Genomic DNA, 14,841 nt, shown 5'->3' on the forward strand with positions numbered 1-14,841 from the left:
TCACTCAGAGGTTGCGTCGGATATGCCGTTTTCCTGGATTGGCAGACAAACGCGAAACAGGGCGCCCTCGTTGATTTGACTCTCGACGACGATGGAACCGCCATGGGCGGCGACGATCTGCTCGGAAATGAACAGACCCAGCCCGAGACCAGCCACTACCGTCTTGGCGGAAACCCGTTCGAACTGTTGAAAAATACGCTTCTGATTCTCTTCACTGATGCCGATGCCCCGGTCTTGAACCTCGACCCGCGCCTCATCACCTTCACGGTACACCCGCACCTGGATCGGGCTGCGACCACCGTAGCGCAGAGCATTGGTCAGCAGGTTGGACACCACCTGCTCAATGCGGAACTCGTCCCAATAACCTTCCACCGGCCCGGACGCAGTGAACGACACTTCGGTCTCGGCGGCCTCTATCTGCTGGGCAAAATTCTGCAGCAGGTTGCTCACCAGTTGCACCAGATCGAAACGCTCCGGACGGATCGACAACTTGCCGGTACGAATCCGCGAGACGTCGAGCATGTCTTCGATCAGGCGGATCAGGCTTTTGATCTGGCGCTCGTCGCGATCGACCATCGCGTGCATCTTGTCGAGGGTGAACGCGGCGGCGTTGTCCCGGGCCAGGTGCATCTTGCGCAATTGGGTTTCGAGTATCAGGCCATTGAGCGGCGTGCGTACCTCGTGAGCGACGATTGACATGAAGTCATCGCGCATACGCACCGCCTGCTCCAGTTCCAACTGGGTGCTCTGCAGTTGTTGCAGCAGCGCTTCCTGCTCGCGGCGCGCCTGCTCCAGGGCTTCGACCTGTTGCTTCATGGCCTTGCTCTGGCGGTACAGGTCGACGAACACGTTGACCTTGCTCTTCACCGCGTGAATGTCCAGCGGCTTGTGCAGGAAGTCCACCGCCCCGCTCTCGTAGCCCTTGAACGCGTAATTGAGTTCACGGCCGGCGGCGCTGACGAAAATGATCGGGATATTTTTGGTTTTCTCGGTGCCGCGCATCAACTCGGCGAGTTCAAAGCCGTTCATGCCCGGCATCTGTACATCGAGGATGGCCATGGCGAACTCGTGTTGCAGCAGCAGCGAAAGTGCTTCGTCCGCCGACAGCGCCTTGTACACCGTGCGGTCCTCGCGCTTGATCAGCGCTTCGAGGGCCAGCAGGTTCTCCGGCAGATCGTCGACGATCAGCAATTTGGCCTGGATATTACTCAGCATGCGATTCGTTCCAGCTCGACAAGCAGACGGCCGATGCCGTGAATGGGTAGGACATGGTCAGGCTGCTGAATCTTCAGCGCAGCCAGAGGCATGGTGGCGACCTGCGCGTCCTGCGGGTCTTGAACAATGGTCAGTCCACCGCGCCGTTTGACTTGCGCCAGACCGCGAGCACCATCGTGATTGGCACCGGTCAGCAACACGGCAGCCAAGGTTGCGCCGTAAGCATCAGCGGCGGATTCAAACAGGTAATCAATGGCTGGCCGGGAATGGTGCACGCGGTCTTCAAGACTCAGCGACAGACTGCGATCCTGCTCAACCGACAGGTGGTAACCGGGTGTCGCGAAGTAAACCGTACCGGGAGCGATGTCCTGTTTGTCGGTCGCCTCTTCCACCGGCAGCATCAGCCGTCGGGCGAATACTTCGGCCAACTGGCTGCGGCGCTCTTCCGGCAGGTGCAACACGACGATGATTGGCAGCACATAGCCTTGGCGCAGCGGCACGAGCAGGGTCAGCAGGGCCTCGACCCCACCAGCCGAAGCGCCGACCACGATGGCCTCGACACGAGGCAAATCCAAGGCGTCGTTCATAATTTGCGGTAGATCCGTTCTTGTTTGACCAGCGGCTCGAACTGATTCGAGTAGCCGGAAAAATCCAGCGTTTCCTTGCTGCCCAGCACCAGAAAGCCACGGTGGCACAGCGATTCATGAAACAGACCGAAGGCACGGTCCTGAAGTTTCTTGTTGAAGTAAATCAGTACGTTGCGGCAGGAAATCAATTGAGTTTCGGAGAACACACTGTCGGTCGCCAGGCTGTGATCGGCAAAGGTCACGTTCTCGCACAGGCTCTTGTCGAAAATCGCGTAGCCGTAGGCGGCGGTGTAGTAATCGGCGAAGGAGCGCTGGCCGCCGGCCTGCTGATAATTGGCGGTGTAGGCGCGCACGTTCTCCATCGAGAAAATCCCCTGCTTGGCCTTGTCCAGCGAGCGCGGGTTGATGTCGGTGGCGTAGATGATCGTACGCTCGAGCAGGCCTTCCTCGCGCAGCAGAATCGCCATCGAATAGACCTCCTCACCGGTGCTGCACCCGGCAATCCAGATCTTCAGCGACGGGTAGGTACGCAACAGCGGCACCACTTCCTGGCGAATCGCCAGAAAGTGCGACGGATCGCGAAACATCTCGCTGACCGGAATCGTCAGCAACTGCAGCAGCTGCATGAACGCGGTCGGATCGTGCAGCACTTTCTCCTGCAACGCCGAGATCGTCGCGCACTCGAACTGGCTCAAGGCGTGCTGCACCCGGCGCTTGATCGAAGCGCCCGAGTAATCACGAAAATCGTAGCTGTACTTGAGGTAGATCGCCTCAATCAACAAGCGTAATTCGATTTCGCTGTTGCGCTCCACGGAGTGACTGCTGTCCACTAAATGCGTTCCATCTTCGGTAACCACACGCGAATCAACGAGAACAGGCGATCCAGGTCGATGGGCTTGGCCAGGTAATCGTTGGCGCCCGCCTGCAGGCAGCGCTCCTGATCGTCTTTCATGGCCTTGGCCGTCACCGCGATGATCGGCAGTTTGCGCCAGCGCGGATCCTTGCGGATTTCAATGGTGGCTTCAAAGCCGTCCATCTCCGGCATCATCACGTCCATCAACACCAGATCGATGTCCTCGACTTCATTCAACTTATCAATCGCTTCGCGACCATTACGGCCGATCACCACGACTGCACCTTTGTGTTCCAGCGCACTGGTCAGGGCGAAGATGTTGCGTACGTCGTCGTCCACCAGCAACACCTTGCGGCCTTCGAAGACCTTGTCGCGGCTGCGGGCGGTCTTGAGCATCTTCTGCCGTTCATGGGACAACTGCGATTCGACTTTGTGCAGAAAGAGTGTGACCTCATCCAGCAGGCGTTCCGGCGAGCGCGCGCCCTTGATGATGATCGAACGCGAATACTTGCGCAGCTCGGCTTCTTCATCGCGGGTCAGATTGCGCCCGGTGTAGACGATCACTGGCGGGAACGAGCAGATGTCCTCGGTGGACATGCGCTTGAGCAGATCGTTGCCGAGCATGTCCGGCAACTTCAGGTCGATCACCATGCAGTCGTAGATCGTGGTACGCAGTTTCTCCAGCGCATCCTGCGCCAGGCCGACGGCCGTGATCTCGATGTCATCATCACCGATCAGGCGGGCAATGCTTTCGCGCTGCAGATCGTCATCTTCGACCAGCAGCACGCGTTTGACTTTCTGGGTCAGCTTGGCTTCGAGACGGGCGAACACGTCCTTGAGCTCTTCACGGGTGGTCGGCTTGACCGCATAACCGATCGCGCCCATGTGCATCGCCGCTTCAACGCGGTCCTCGACCGAGATCACATGCACCGGGATGTGCCGGGTTTCGGCATGTTCTTTCAGGCGTTGCAGCACCGTCAGCCCGGAATGGTCCGGCAGACGCATGTCGAGCAGGATCGCATCCGGTACGAATTCGCGAGCCAGGTCGTAACCTTCGTCGGCACCGTGAGCCACCAGGCACTGGTAACCCAGTTCGTGGGCCAGATCGTAAAGAATGTGGGCGAAATTCGGCTCGTCTTCGACCACCAGAATGCAGCGGGTGGCGAACGGTGCCTTGCCACGGTCATCGGCAAAGCGCGGGATGTGCACCGGGGCCATGGGCGATACCGCAATCGACGGCGGCGCCACCGGGGCCGGGCTCGATACCGGCGGCGGCGTAAAGGACAACGGCGCGGTCGGTGTGTCGCCCGGCTCGCTGTATTGCTGTGGCAACACCAGGGTGAACACACTGCCCTGCCCCGGCGCGCTGCTGACGCTGATCGAGCCGCCGAGCAAGGCCGCCAGATCCCGCGAAATCGACAGACCAAGGCCAGTGCCACCGTACTTGCGGTTGGTGGTGCCGTCAGCCTGGCGGAACGCTTCGAAGATGCTTTCCTGCTGATCCGCAGCGATACCGATCCCCGAATCGCGCACAATGAAGGCAATGCGCTCGTCTGGCTGGCCGGCGATGGTCAGGCTGACCGCGCCGTGTTCGGTGAACTTCACGGCGTTGGACAGCAGATTCTTGATCACCTGCTCCAGGCGCTGGCGGTCGGTGTACAGCATGATCGGCGCATCCGGCTGCAACTCGACGCTGAAGGTCAATTGCTTGTCCGCCGCCAGCGGCTCGAACACGCTGCGCAGGCCGTCGGCCAGCCGCGCGACACTGGTATTTTCCGGGATCACTTCCAGCTTGCCGGCCTCGACCTTGGAAATGTCGAGAATGTCGTTGATCAGGTTCAGCAAATCGTTGCCGGCGGAATAGATCGACTCGGCGAACTTGACCTGCTCGGCCGTCAGGTTGTCCTGCGGGTTCTCGGCCAGCAGCTTGGCGAGGATCAGCGAACTGTTCAGCGGCGTGCGCAGTTCGTGGGACATGTTGGCGAGGAATTCGGACTTGTACTTGCTCGAGCGCTGTAGCTCCTCGGCGCGCTCTTCAAGCTGCACCTGAGCCTGATTGAGCTCGGTGTTCTTCTGGTCCATGGCGTCGCGCTGCTCGGCCAGGGTTTGCGCCTGTTCGGCCAACTGCTCATTGGTCTGTTCGAGCTCGACTTGCTGGGTTTCCAGATGCGCCTGGGATTCCTTGAGAATCCGCGACTGTTCTTCCAGCTCTTCGTTGGCGGTTTTCAGCTCTTCCTGCTGCACTTGCAACTCTTCGTTGAGCTGCTGGGTTTCGGCCAGCACTTCCTGCAGACGCTGGCGATAACGCGCCGCTTCGATCGAGGTGCCGATGTTGCCGGCAATCAGTTCCAGCAAATCGATATCGCGGTCGGTGAGCGGACGCAAGAAGCCCAGCTCGATCACGCCGTTGACCCGGTCGTCATCACTGGTCGGCACCACCAGCACACTGCGCGGCAGGCCCGCGCCCAGGCCGGAGCTGACCTTGAAGTAGTCGGCCGGAACCGAATCCAGCCGAATCAGTTGCCCCTGCTGGGCCACCTGGCCGACGATGCCTTCGCCGCTGTAGATCTGCTGATCCTTTTCTTCCTGCTCGCGGGAGAACCCGTAGGACGCCACGCGCTTGAGGCCGCCGTGTTCTTCACGCACGTACAGCGCCGCCACCGCCGTGCCGAGGTATTGCGCGCAGAACTGCAGAATATTGCGCCCCAGCAGGTTCAGCGTCAGTTGTCCCAGCACCTGCTCCGCCAGCTCGGTCTGGCCGCTGCGCATCCATGCCTGGCGTTCCAGCCGCTCGGCGCTGGCCTGTTGCGCGGCGAGAGTGGCGCTGTAGCTGTCAGACAGACGAACCAGATCACGGCGACCGACATACGCCAGCAAACCGCTGATCCCGGCGATAAACAGCAGGTACAGGGTGATGCTCCAGATTGTGGTGCGCCGCACCTCTTCGTTGCGCGTGGTGCGCAACTGCTGCTCCATGTCGATCACGTCTTCGAATTGCTTGCGGATCTCGTCGGTCAAGCGCTTGCCGCGCCCGGCCTTGACCGCGCCCCGGTAATCACCGCTGGAGCGCTGCAGATCGATCATCGATTGTGCGTAGTTGGCCCACTCGGTCTGCAGCGCCTGCAAACGACGCAGACGATCGGTCTGCACCGGGTTGTCGGCGGTCAGTTCGAGCAAGGTGTTGAGGGCCACGTTGATCCGCGGCTTGGCGGTCTCGTACGGGTCGAGGAAATGCTCATCGCCACTGAGCAGGAAGCCGCGCATGCCGGTTTCCAGATCAACCGTGAGTTTCACCGCTTCGTTGGCGTTATTGATGACGCGATCGGTGTGCTCCACCCACTGGATCACCGACAGCAGATAAGTAATCAGGGATACAAAGAACACGGCGCTGAGTGCGCCAACGCCCAGCGGCAATCCGATGTTGCGCGTCAGGAGTTTGCGAAACCGTGTTTCATCAATCGAAGACGGAGTGGGCATGGGGCGGCCTTGTCGAACTGTCGAAACCCGGGAGTTTGCCCCAAAACCGTCGTATGGATCCATTTTTCTGACTGCTTTGGCAGCAATTTCCTACATTTTCCTGCGCTTACCGAGCACCAACCGTTATCCTTGCGCCGCGAAGAGCAGCTAATCTTTTTTCCGTTGAATCGGGAACTTGTGGCCATGCGCCACTTACTCATGCAAGAGCCCGGCATTTTCGACCGGCCGCCATTCCGATTTCCTTTTTTGAGAGCCCCAATATGTCCACCCCAGCGCCCACCATCCTTGTAGTAGAAGACGACGACATCGTACGCATGCTCATCGTCGATGTGCTGGAGGAACTGGAGTTCAGTGTGCTGGAGGCGGACGACGGTGAGTCTGCGCTGAATATTCTCGGGGATCAGAGCAAGGGTATCGACTTGATGATGACCGATTACGGCCTGCCGGGCATGACAGGCAGTGAACTGGCCGGCAAGGCACGTGAACTCCGCGCCACCCTGCCCGTCCTGTTCGCCAGCGGTTACGCCGAAAACATCGACGTACCTGCCGGCATGCACGTAATTGGCAAACCGTTCTCCATCGATCAATTGCGTGACAAGGTCAAGGGCATCCTGGGCCAGTGATTGGCCTTGATCCGGCAGCGGCTGCAGATGTGGTCTAATTGCGCGCCATTTTTAGCCGCCTGCCTGCAAGGAACACTTGTCAATGACTGCATCTCCCGCCACGAAAGTTCTGGTCATCGGTTACGTCTGGCCCGAACCGCGCTCTTCGGCAGCCAGCGGGCACGTGATGCAGATCCTCGATACATTCCTGCAGCAAGGCTGGGACATCACCTTCAGCAGCCCGGCCGGCCCGGGCGAGCACAAGGCTGACCTGACCGCGCTGGGCATCCGTGAGGTGCCGATCGAACTCAACAACAGCAGCTTCGATGTTTTCATCCGTAAACTGGCCCCGGATATCGTGCTGTTCGACCAATTCATGATGGAAGAGCAGTTCGGCTGGCGCGTCGAAAAGCAATGCCCGAATGCCTTGCGGGTGCTGGAGACTTCCGACCTGCAGAGCCTGCGCCACGCCCGCCACCAACGGCTCAAGGAGCATTTGAAAGACGACCCGGACAATCAGGACTTCAGCGCTCTGTTCGCGCCGGCGCTGCGCGAGGAGTTCGAGTTGATGGCCGATACGGACCTGGCCAAACGGGAAATCGCCGCGTTGTACCGCTGCGATCTGAATCTGATGATTTCCGAAGTGGAAATCCAGTTGCTGGTCGAACAGTTTCAAGTCCCTGGCGACCTGCTGCACTGGTGCCCGCTGATGCTCGAACCGCCGCGCGGTTCGTTCATTCCCTTTGAAGAGCGCGCGCACTTTCTGAGTATTGGCAACTTCCGTCACGCGCCCAACTGGGACGCCGTGCTGTGGATGAAGACCGCCGTCTGGCCGCTGATCCGCCAGCAATTGCCCAGTGCCCAACTGCATATCTACGGTGCCTATACGCCGCCCAAGGCCACAGCCCTGCACAATGCGGCGCAGGGGTTTCATGTGATGAACTGGGCAGAAGATGCACTGCAAGTGATGGCGCAAGCGCGGGTTTGCCTGGCGCCTTTGCGCTTTGGCGCCGGGATCAAGGGCAAGCTCGTCGATGCGATGCTCTGCGGTACGCCCAATGTCACCACGCCCATCGGTGCCGAAGGCATGGGCGGTGCGCTGTCATGGCCGGGTGAAGTAGCGCTGTCGGCACAGGCCCTGGCCGATGCCGCGGTCGCCCTGCACGAAGACCAACACCGCTGGACCGCCGCACAACAGGCCGGCGTCGCATTGTTGGACGCGCGTTATCGGCAGACTGATCATGGCCCTGCGCTGATCGCTCGCTTGCACTATTGCCGCGACAACTTGTCGGCATTAAGGCGCGCCAACTTTACTGGCAGCATGCTGCGTCACCACTTGCACAAAAGTACCCAATACATGGCGCAGTGGATCGAAGCCAAAAATCAGAAAAGTTGATAAGCCAAAATCGCGAAAACCCAGTACCAACACTTTGCAAAGAGTGCTGACTTGTACTTTTTCCGACTGCATCAAAGAATAACTTCCGAACTGACCGAGTAATGTGACTGGTCGGAATAAAACTTTATCTGCAACGGAATGCATCATGAGCAACTACCCTTTAAAAAACTGGATAGCGTCCGCACCCGGTATCGACCAACTGACGCTGGGTGAAGTGGTCTGGCCTGGAGCCCATAACGCCGGGCTGGATTACGACTTTTCGTACCCGGCGTATGTGCAGCCGGCGAAAAACTGGTTTGTCTGCCAGGATGGCCCGTTCATTCAGCAACTTAATGAAGGCGTGCGCGTTTTCGACGTGCGTCTGCATGCCGATGAACACTGGCTGGGCATCAAGAAGTTCCATACGTTTCATGGCATGAAACTGTTCCGGGGGCGTGCCTTGAGCGAACTTGTAAAAAGTCTCAAGGTCTTCCTGACTGACAACCCGAACGAGTTCATCGTATTGGACATACATGAACTCAAGGCCATCAATAATCAACCATTCGATTACAAGGGCTTGCACGAAGTCATCACCACGGAGCTGGGTTCGCGGCTTATTCCCAGAAACAACAGCCAGCTGACCATTGAACAACTTAAAAAGATCAGTCCGATACAACGAGTGGTGTTGGCAAGCGACTCGCATCCGGATTTCAGGTCGCCCCTGTACTGGCCGCAAATCCGTCATGAGTGGAGCGGTTCAGATATCACCTCTGCCGAGCAACTCAAGCAACACATCACACGAACACTGGCCAATCCGCCGCCGTCCGGCAGCCTCTGGTCATTATCGGCCACCAGCTATGGCGAACTGGCCGGCGTAAAGCGGATCACCCGCGAACTCAATCAATGGTTTGGCCCGGACTCGGGCTGGGCGCCAAAGTGCAGCATTATCAATGCCGATTTCGTCGGTGCCACGCGGCTCGCGGAATATTGCCAGCAGATCAACCATGCCAAAGGCCTGGTCAAGGCTCGGGGCTGAGGTGCTGGCACTGTCCGTGACGCGCGTGCATGATGAGCATCCGGACATAACAACAGAACGTATCGGACATGACTCGGGCAACCAGAATCACTGATCCCTCCTACGAGCTGATGGACGATCACAACGGGTTGTCCATCATCTACCGTCAGCATGGTTTTCCCTGCCCTTTAGTGCGTTGGCATTTTCACAAGGAATACGAACTGCACCTGATCGTCGCCAGTTCCGGCAAGGTCTTCATCGGCGACTACATCGGCAACTTTTATCCGCAAACGCTGTTCCTTACCGGGCCCAATCTGCCGCACAACTGGATCAGCCAGGTGGCCGAAGACGAAGTGGTGGAAAAGCGCGACATGCTGGTGAACTTCACCGATGAGTTGTTCGACAGCGGGCACCAGGTATTTGCCGAACTCAAGACTCTGGCGCCGCTGCTGGAGCGCGCGCAATACGGCATCGAGTTTCGCGACAAAGACACGATCCGCCAGGCCATGACGCTGATGCAGCGAATTGCCGATACGCGCGGTATCACTCGTCTGGGGCATTTTTTCATTCTGATGGAGTTGCTGGCGGCGACAGACGACTATCAGTTGCTGTCCGGCGCCACCAACACGCAACTGGCCGACGAGCACAATATCGACCGCACCAACCGCGCCGTCGATTTCATCTTCGACCATTACGCCCGGGAGCTGACGCTGGAAGAAGTCGCCGAGCATCTGGGGATGAAGCCGACCTACTTCAGTCGCGTATTCAAACAGGCCACCGGGCGCAACTTCATCGAGTTCGTCAATCGCCTGCGCATCAGCAAATCCTGCGAACTGCTGGCCGACGGCGACAAGCCAGTGACCGAGGTGTGTTTCGAGTCGGGGTTCAACAATATTTCCAACTTCAATCGGCGCTTCCAGCAACTCAAGGGCATGACGCCTTCACACTATCGACGCCTCGCGGTGCAGCGCCTGACGGAACAGAATCACGCATAACAGCCACATCAAAAGATCGCAGCCTGCGGCAGCTCCTACACCGATCCCTGTAGGAGCTGCCGCAGGCTGCGATCTTTTTTGCCAGTGCAAAAAAGTATCGGTTCAAGTGCGATGGATGATTTGTCAGTCCGTCGATAGAGGGCTGTAATCAGCACACATTCTTCCTGCACAGGAAGACACAAAAACAATAACTGTCCTTCTGCTTCCCAACGGACGTAGAAAAGGAGTGCACGATGCAACCCACTGCAAAAGCTCTGCTTGCCCTCACTTGCATGACCCTCAGCAGCGTCAGCCTTGGCGCCCAGACCCTGACCATCGCCACCGTCAACAACAGCGACATGATCCGCATGCAAAAACTCTCGAAAACCTTCGAGGCCGAGCATCCGGAGATCAAGCTCAATTGGGTGGTGCTGGAAGAAAACGTGTTGCGCCAACGCCTGACCACCGACATCGCCACCCAGGGCGGGCAGTTCGATGTGTTGACCATTGGCATGTACGAAGCCGCACTCTGGGGCGCCAAAGGCTGGCTGGAACCGATGAAGGACCTGCCGGCCAGTTACGCCCTCGACGACGTGTTCCCGTCAGTGCGCGAAGGGCTCTCGGTCAAGGGCTCGCTGTACGCTTTGCCGTTCTACGCCGAAAGCTCGATCACCTACTACCGCACCGACCTGTTCAAGGACGCCGGTCTGACCATGCCCGAGCGTCCGACCTGGGAACAGATCGCCGGCTTCGCCGAAAAACTCACCAACAAGGACAAAGAGCAATACGGCATCTGCTTGCGCGGCAAGGCCGGCTGGGGCGAGAACATGGCGCTGATCACTACCGTCGCCAATGCCTACGGTGCGCGCTGGTTCGATGAGAAATGGCAGCCGGAATTCAATGGACCGGAGTGGAAAAACGCGCTGAACTTCTACGTCGACACCATGAAGAAATCCGGCCCGCCGGGCGCTTCCAGCAACGGTTTCAACGAGAACCTCGCGCTGTTCAACAGTGGCAAGTGCGCGATGTGGGTGGATGCGTCTGTCGCCGGTTCGTTCGTCACCGACAAGACCCAGAGCAAGGTCGCCGATCACGTCGGCTTCACCTTCGCCCCGCATCAGGTCACTGACAAAGGTTCGGCGTGGCTGTATTCGTGGGCACTGGCGATTCCGACCAGCTCCAAGGCCAAGGACGCCGCCAAGGCCTTCAGTGCGTGGGCGACCTCCAAGGAATACGGCGAGCTGGTGGCCAAGACCGACGGCATCGCCAACGTACCACCGGGCACCCGCGCCTCGACCTACAGCGATGCTTACATGAGCGCGGCGCCGTTCGCCAAGGTCACGCTGGAATCGTTGAAAGCGGCAGATCCGAGCAAACCGACGCTGAAACCGGTGCCGTATATCGGCATTCAGCTGGTGACCATTCCTGAATTCCAGGGCGTGGGCACCCAGGTCGGCAAGCTGTTCTCGGCGGCGCTGATCGGCCAGACCACGGTGGATCAGGCCTTGGCCGCCGCGCAGCAAACCACCGAACGCGAGATGAAGCGCGCGGGTTATCCCAAGTAACCACTACTTGACCTGTGGGAGCTGGCTTGCCAGCGATGGCGATTGAGCAGCCAACATCAATGTCGGATGTGCCTGCCTCATCGCTGGCAAGCCAGCTCCCACAGGATTCGCGTCGATGTCAGGACGGTTGTCTTTCCTGAACATGTATCTGCACCCAAACGGTTGTGATCACCATGAATACTTCAACTGCCAAAGCCCACCTCGACCTGGCGCAACCCCAGCGCAAAGTCCGCGTACGCAATCCCGGCTGGTTTCTGGTCAGCCCTTCGGTGGCCCTGTTGCTGCTGTGGATGATCGTGCCGTTGGGCATGACCCTCTACTTCTCGATGATTCGCTACAACCTGCTCGATCCGGGGGTGAACGAATTCGTCGGGCTGGAGAACTTCACCTACTTCCTGACCGACTCCGGTTTCCTGCCCGGCGCCACCAATACCCTGTTGCTGGTGGGCAGCGTGCTGCTGATCAGCGTGGTGTTCGGCGTGTTGATCAGCGCTTTGCTCGAGGCCAGCGAGTTTCTCGGTCGCGGCATCGTGCGGGTGATGCTGATCTCGCCGTTCTTCATCATGCCCACGGTCGGCGCGCTGATCTGGAAAAACCTGATTTTCCATCCGGTCTCGGGGATTCTCGCTTACGTCTGGCGGCTGTTCGGCGCCGAGCCGGTGGACTGGCTGGCGCACTACCCGCTGCTGTCAATCATCATCATTGTTTCGTGGCAATGGCTGCCCTTCGCGATCCTGATCCTGATGACCGCCATGCAGTCCCTCGACCAGGAACAGAAGGAGGCCGCGCGTCTGGATGGCGCCGGCCCCGTCGCGATCTTCTGGCACCTGACCCTGCCGCACCTGGCGCGGCCGATTGCCGTGGTGGTGATGATCGAAACGATCTTCCTGCTGTCGGTGTTCGCCGAGATTTTCACCACCACCAACGGCGGCCCCGGCTACGCCTCGACCAACCTCGCCTACCTGATCTACAACCAGGCGCTGGTGCAGTTCGACGTCGGCATGGCCTCGGCCGGCGGCTTGATTGCCGTGGTCATCGCCAACATCGCCGCGATCATTCTGGTGCGGATGATCGGCAAAAACCTGACTGACAAAGCCTGAGGCCTGCCATGACCCTTCAACAATCCCGCCGGCTGCAAAGCCTGCTGCTCGGCACCCTGGCCTGGGCCATCGCGATCGTGATTTTCTTCCCGATCTTCTGGATGGTGATGACCAGTTTCAAGACCGAAATCGACGCGTTCGCCACGCCGCCGCAATTCATCTTCACGCCGACGCTGGAGAACTACCTGCACATCAACGAGCGCAGCGACTACTTCAGTTTTGCCTGGAACTCGGTGGTGATCTCGTTCAGTGCCACGGCGCTGTGCCTGCTGATCGCGGTGCCGGCTGCCTACTCGATGGCGTTCTACGAAACCCAGCGCACCAAAGGCACGCTGCTGTGGATGCTCTCGACCAAGATGCTGCCGCCGGTGGGTGTGCTGATGCCGATCTACCTGCTGGCCAAGAGTTTCGGCCTGCTTGATACGCGCATCGCGCTGATCGTGATCTACACGCTGATCAACCTGCCGATCGTGGTCTGGATGGTTTACACCTACTTCAAGGACATCCCCAAAGACATCCTCGAAGCCGCCCGCCTTGACGGCGCCACGCTGTGGCAGGAGATGGTCCGCGTGCTGCTGCCGATCGCCAAGGGCGGCCTCGCGTCCACCGTGCTGCTGTCGCTGATCCTGTGCTGGAACGAGGCCTTCTGGTCGCTGAACCTGACCTCGTCGAAAGCCGCGCCACTGACCGCATTGATCGCCTCGTACTCCAGCCCCGAAGGCTTGTTCTGGGCCAAGTTGTCAGCGGTCTCGACCCTGGCCTGTGCGCCGATCCTGATCTTCGGCTGGATCAGCCAGAAGCAACTGGTGCGCGGCCTCTCATTCGGTGCCGTGAAATGAAGATTTAAAAGCAAAAGATCGCAGCCTGCGGCAGCTCCTACAGGGGCACTGTGTAGGAGCTGCCGCAGGCTGCGATCTTTTGATCTTAAAAAAAACAACAATGCGGAGGCCCATCACCATGGCCAACCTGAAAATCAAGAATCTGCAAAAAGGCTTCGAAGGTTTCTCCATCATCAAGGGTATCGACCTTGAGGTGAACGACAAGGAATTCGTGGTCTTCGTCGGCCCGTCCGGCTGCGGCAAATCCACCCTGCTGCGGCTGATCGCCGGGCTGGAAGAAGTCAGCGGCGGCACCATCGAACTCGATGGCCGCGACATCACCGAAGTCAGTCCGGCCAAGCGCGATCTGGCGATGGTGTTCCAGACCTACGCACTGTACCCGCACATGACCGTGAAAAAGAACATGTCGTTCGCCCTCGATCTGGCCGGTGTGCCAAAAGCCGAAGTCGAGAAAAAAGTCGGCGAAGCGGCGCGCATTCTCGAGCTCGGACCGATGCTCGAGCGCAAGCCGAAACAGCTCTCCGGCGGCCAACGGCAACGGGTCGCCATCGGCCGCGCCATCGTGCGCAATCCGAAGATCTTTCTGTTCGACGAACCGCTGTCCAACCTCGACGCCGCCCTGCGCGTGCAGATGCGTCTGGAGCTGCTGCGTCTGCACAAGGACCTGCAGGCGACCATGATCTACGTGACCCACGATCAGGTCGAAGCGATGACCATGGCCGACAAGGTGGTGGTGCTCAATGGCGGCAAGATCGAGCAGGTCGGCTCGCCGCTGGACCTCTATCACAACCCGGCCAACGTGTTCGTCGCCGGGTTCCTCGGCACGCCGAAAATGGGCTTCCTCAAGGGCAAGATCGCCCGCATCGACGGCCAGAGCTGCGAAGTCTCGCTGGACGCCGGTACACGCATCACCCTGCCGTTCAACGCCGCCAATCTGAGCGTCGGCAGCGCCGTGACCCTGGGCATTCGCCCGGAACATCTGGAGCTGGCGCAACCGGGCGACTGCACCCTGCAAGTCACCGCCGACGTCAGCGAACGCCTGGGCAGCGACACCTTCTGCCACGTCACCACCAACGCCGGCGAAGCCCTGACGATGCGTGTGCGCGGTGACTTGGCGAGCCGCTACGGCGAGCAACTGAACCTGCACCTGGACGCCAGCCATTGCCACCTGTTCGACGCCAATGGCGTGGCGCTGACCCGCCCGCTGCGCGCCGCGGCTTGAACCTCGAGACTTGTCCG

Annotated in this window: 12 protein-coding genes; 8 read left to right on the top strand and 4 right to left on the bottom strand. The window is 59.4% G+C overall.

All coding sequences use genetic code 11. The features are described 5' to 3' along the window. The 4 genes from OC71_RS03595 to OC71_RS03610 are packed head-to-tail and all read right to left on the bottom strand — an operon-like array spanning position 1 to position 6,132. On the bottom strand, positions 1-1,215 hold the full coding sequence (locus OC71_RS03595) for a hybrid sensor histidine kinase/response regulator (protein ID WP_041064291.1): 1,215 nt from the start codon (positions 1,213-1,215) through the stop codon (positions 1-3). After that, on the bottom strand, positions 1,209-1,802 hold the full coding sequence (locus tag OC71_RS03600) for a chemotaxis protein CheB (RefSeq protein WP_041064293.1): 594 nt from the start codon (positions 1,800-1,802) through the stop codon (positions 1,209-1,211). The genes OC71_RS03595 and OC71_RS03600 overlap by 7 nt, the downstream gene beginning before the upstream one ends. After that, the gene (locus OC71_RS03605) at positions 1,799-2,632 is read right to left on the bottom strand and encodes a protein-glutamate O-methyltransferase CheR (RefSeq protein WP_041064296.1); all 834 of its coding nucleotides are present in this window, start codon (positions 2,630-2,632) and stop codon (positions 1,799-1,801) included. The genes OC71_RS03600 and OC71_RS03605 overlap by 4 nt, the downstream gene beginning before the upstream one ends. Beyond that, positions 2,632-6,132 (bottom strand): response regulator, encoded by a 3,501-nt coding sequence (locus OC71_RS03610; RefSeq protein WP_041064301.1) that lies wholly within the window; start codon positions 6,130-6,132, stop codon positions 2,632-2,634. The genes OC71_RS03605 and OC71_RS03610 overlap by 1 nt, the downstream gene beginning before the upstream one ends. Before the next feature lie 260 nt (positions 6,133-6,392). On the opposite strand from OC71_RS03610, the gene OC71_RS03615 reads away from it, so the two are divergent. The 8 genes from OC71_RS03615 (at position 6,393) to OC71_RS03650 (ending at position 14,824) form a co-directional block, all read left to right on the top strand. After that, positions 6,393-6,755: a response regulator gene (locus OC71_RS03615; protein WP_041064307.1), complete on the top strand. Its 363-nt coding sequence runs from the start codon at positions 6,393-6,395 to the stop codon at positions 6,753-6,755. 82 nt (positions 6,756-6,837) lie between these two features. Continuing rightward, entirely contained in the window at positions 6,838-8,130 is a 1,293-nt protein-coding gene (locus OC71_RS03620; protein WP_041064310.1) for a glycosyltransferase, read from the top strand. Positions 8,131-8,275: 145 nt separating this feature from the next. Further along, positions 8,276-9,145: a phospholipase gene (locus OC71_RS03625; protein WP_041064316.1), complete on the top strand. Its 870-nt coding sequence runs from the start codon at positions 8,276-8,278 to the stop codon at positions 9,143-9,145. A 68-nt stretch (positions 9,146-9,213) separates the two neighbouring features. After that, complete coding sequence (locus tag OC71_RS03630) at positions 9,214-10,119, top strand: AraC family transcriptional regulator (protein WP_041064319.1); 906 nt, start codon at positions 9,214-9,216, stop codon at positions 10,117-10,119. Between the two features lie 233 nt (positions 10,120-10,352). Beyond that, a complete protein-coding gene (locus tag OC71_RS03635; RefSeq protein ID WP_041064323.1) occupies positions 10,353-11,663 on the top strand; it encodes a sugar ABC transporter substrate-binding protein in 1,311 nt (436 codons plus the stop codon). A gap of 173 nt (positions 11,664-11,836) precedes the next feature. Continuing rightward, the gene (locus OC71_RS03640; protein ID WP_041064327.1) at positions 11,837-12,763 is read left to right on the top strand and encodes a carbohydrate ABC transporter permease; all 927 of its coding nucleotides are present in this window, start codon (positions 11,837-11,839) and stop codon (positions 12,761-12,763) included. Between the two features lie 8 nt (positions 12,764-12,771). After that, a complete protein-coding gene (locus OC71_RS03645) occupies positions 12,772-13,602 on the top strand; it encodes a carbohydrate ABC transporter permease (protein WP_034154211.1) in 831 nt (276 codons plus the stop codon). Positions 13,603-13,720: 118 nt separating this feature from the next. Next, on the top strand, positions 13,721-14,824 hold the full coding sequence (locus tag OC71_RS03650) for an ABC transporter ATP-binding protein (protein ID WP_041064336.1): 1,104 nt from the start codon (positions 13,721-13,723) through the stop codon (positions 14,822-14,824). Positions 14,825-14,841 lie beyond the last annotated feature (17 nt).

Origin of the sequence: Pseudomonas sp. W15Feb9B (genome assembly GCF_000828175.1) — a bacterium.
Classification (GTDB): Bacteria; Pseudomonadota; Gammaproteobacteria; order Pseudomonadales; family Pseudomonadaceae; genus Aquipseudomonas; species Aquipseudomonas parakoreensis.

Excerpts from the sequence above, each read along its gene's own strand:
- OC71_RS03650 (WP_041064336.1), top strand. The coding sequence starts at position 13,721 with ATGGCCAACCTGAAAATCAAGAATCTGCAAAAAGGCTTCGAAGGTTTC.
- OC71_RS03630 (WP_041064319.1), top strand. The coding sequence starts at position 9,214 with ATGACTCGGGCAACCAGAATCACTGATCCCTCCTACGAGCTGATGGAC.
- OC71_RS03645 (WP_034154211.1), top strand. The coding sequence starts at position 12,772 with ATGACCCTTCAACAATCCCGCCGGCTGCAAAGCCTGCTGCTCGGCACC.
- OC71_RS03640 (WP_041064327.1), top strand. The coding sequence starts at position 11,837 with ATGAATACTTCAACTGCCAAAGCCCACCTCGACCTGGCGCAACCCCAG.
- OC71_RS03635 (WP_041064323.1), top strand. The coding sequence starts at position 10,353 with ATGCAACCCACTGCAAAAGCTCTGCTTGCCCTCACTTGCATGACCCTC.
- OC71_RS03600 (WP_041064293.1), bottom strand. The coding sequence starts at position 1,802 with ATGAACGACGCCTTGGATTTGCCTCGTGTCGAGGCCATCGTGGTCGGC.
- OC71_RS03595 (WP_041064291.1), bottom strand. The coding sequence starts at position 1,215 with ATGCTGAGTAATATCCAGGCCAAATTGCTGATCGTCGACGATCTGCCG.
- OC71_RS03610 (WP_041064301.1), bottom strand. The coding sequence starts at position 6,132 with ATGCCCACTCCGTCTTCGATTGATGAAACACGGTTTCGCAAACTCCTG.
- OC71_RS03620 (WP_041064310.1), top strand. The coding sequence starts at position 6,838 with ATGACTGCATCTCCCGCCACGAAAGTTCTGGTCATCGGTTACGTCTGG.
- OC71_RS03625 (WP_041064316.1), top strand. The coding sequence starts at position 8,276 with ATGAGCAACTACCCTTTAAAAAACTGGATAGCGTCCGCACCCGGTATC.
- OC71_RS03615 (WP_041064307.1), top strand. The coding sequence starts at position 6,393 with ATGTCCACCCCAGCGCCCACCATCCTTGTAGTAGAAGACGACGACATC.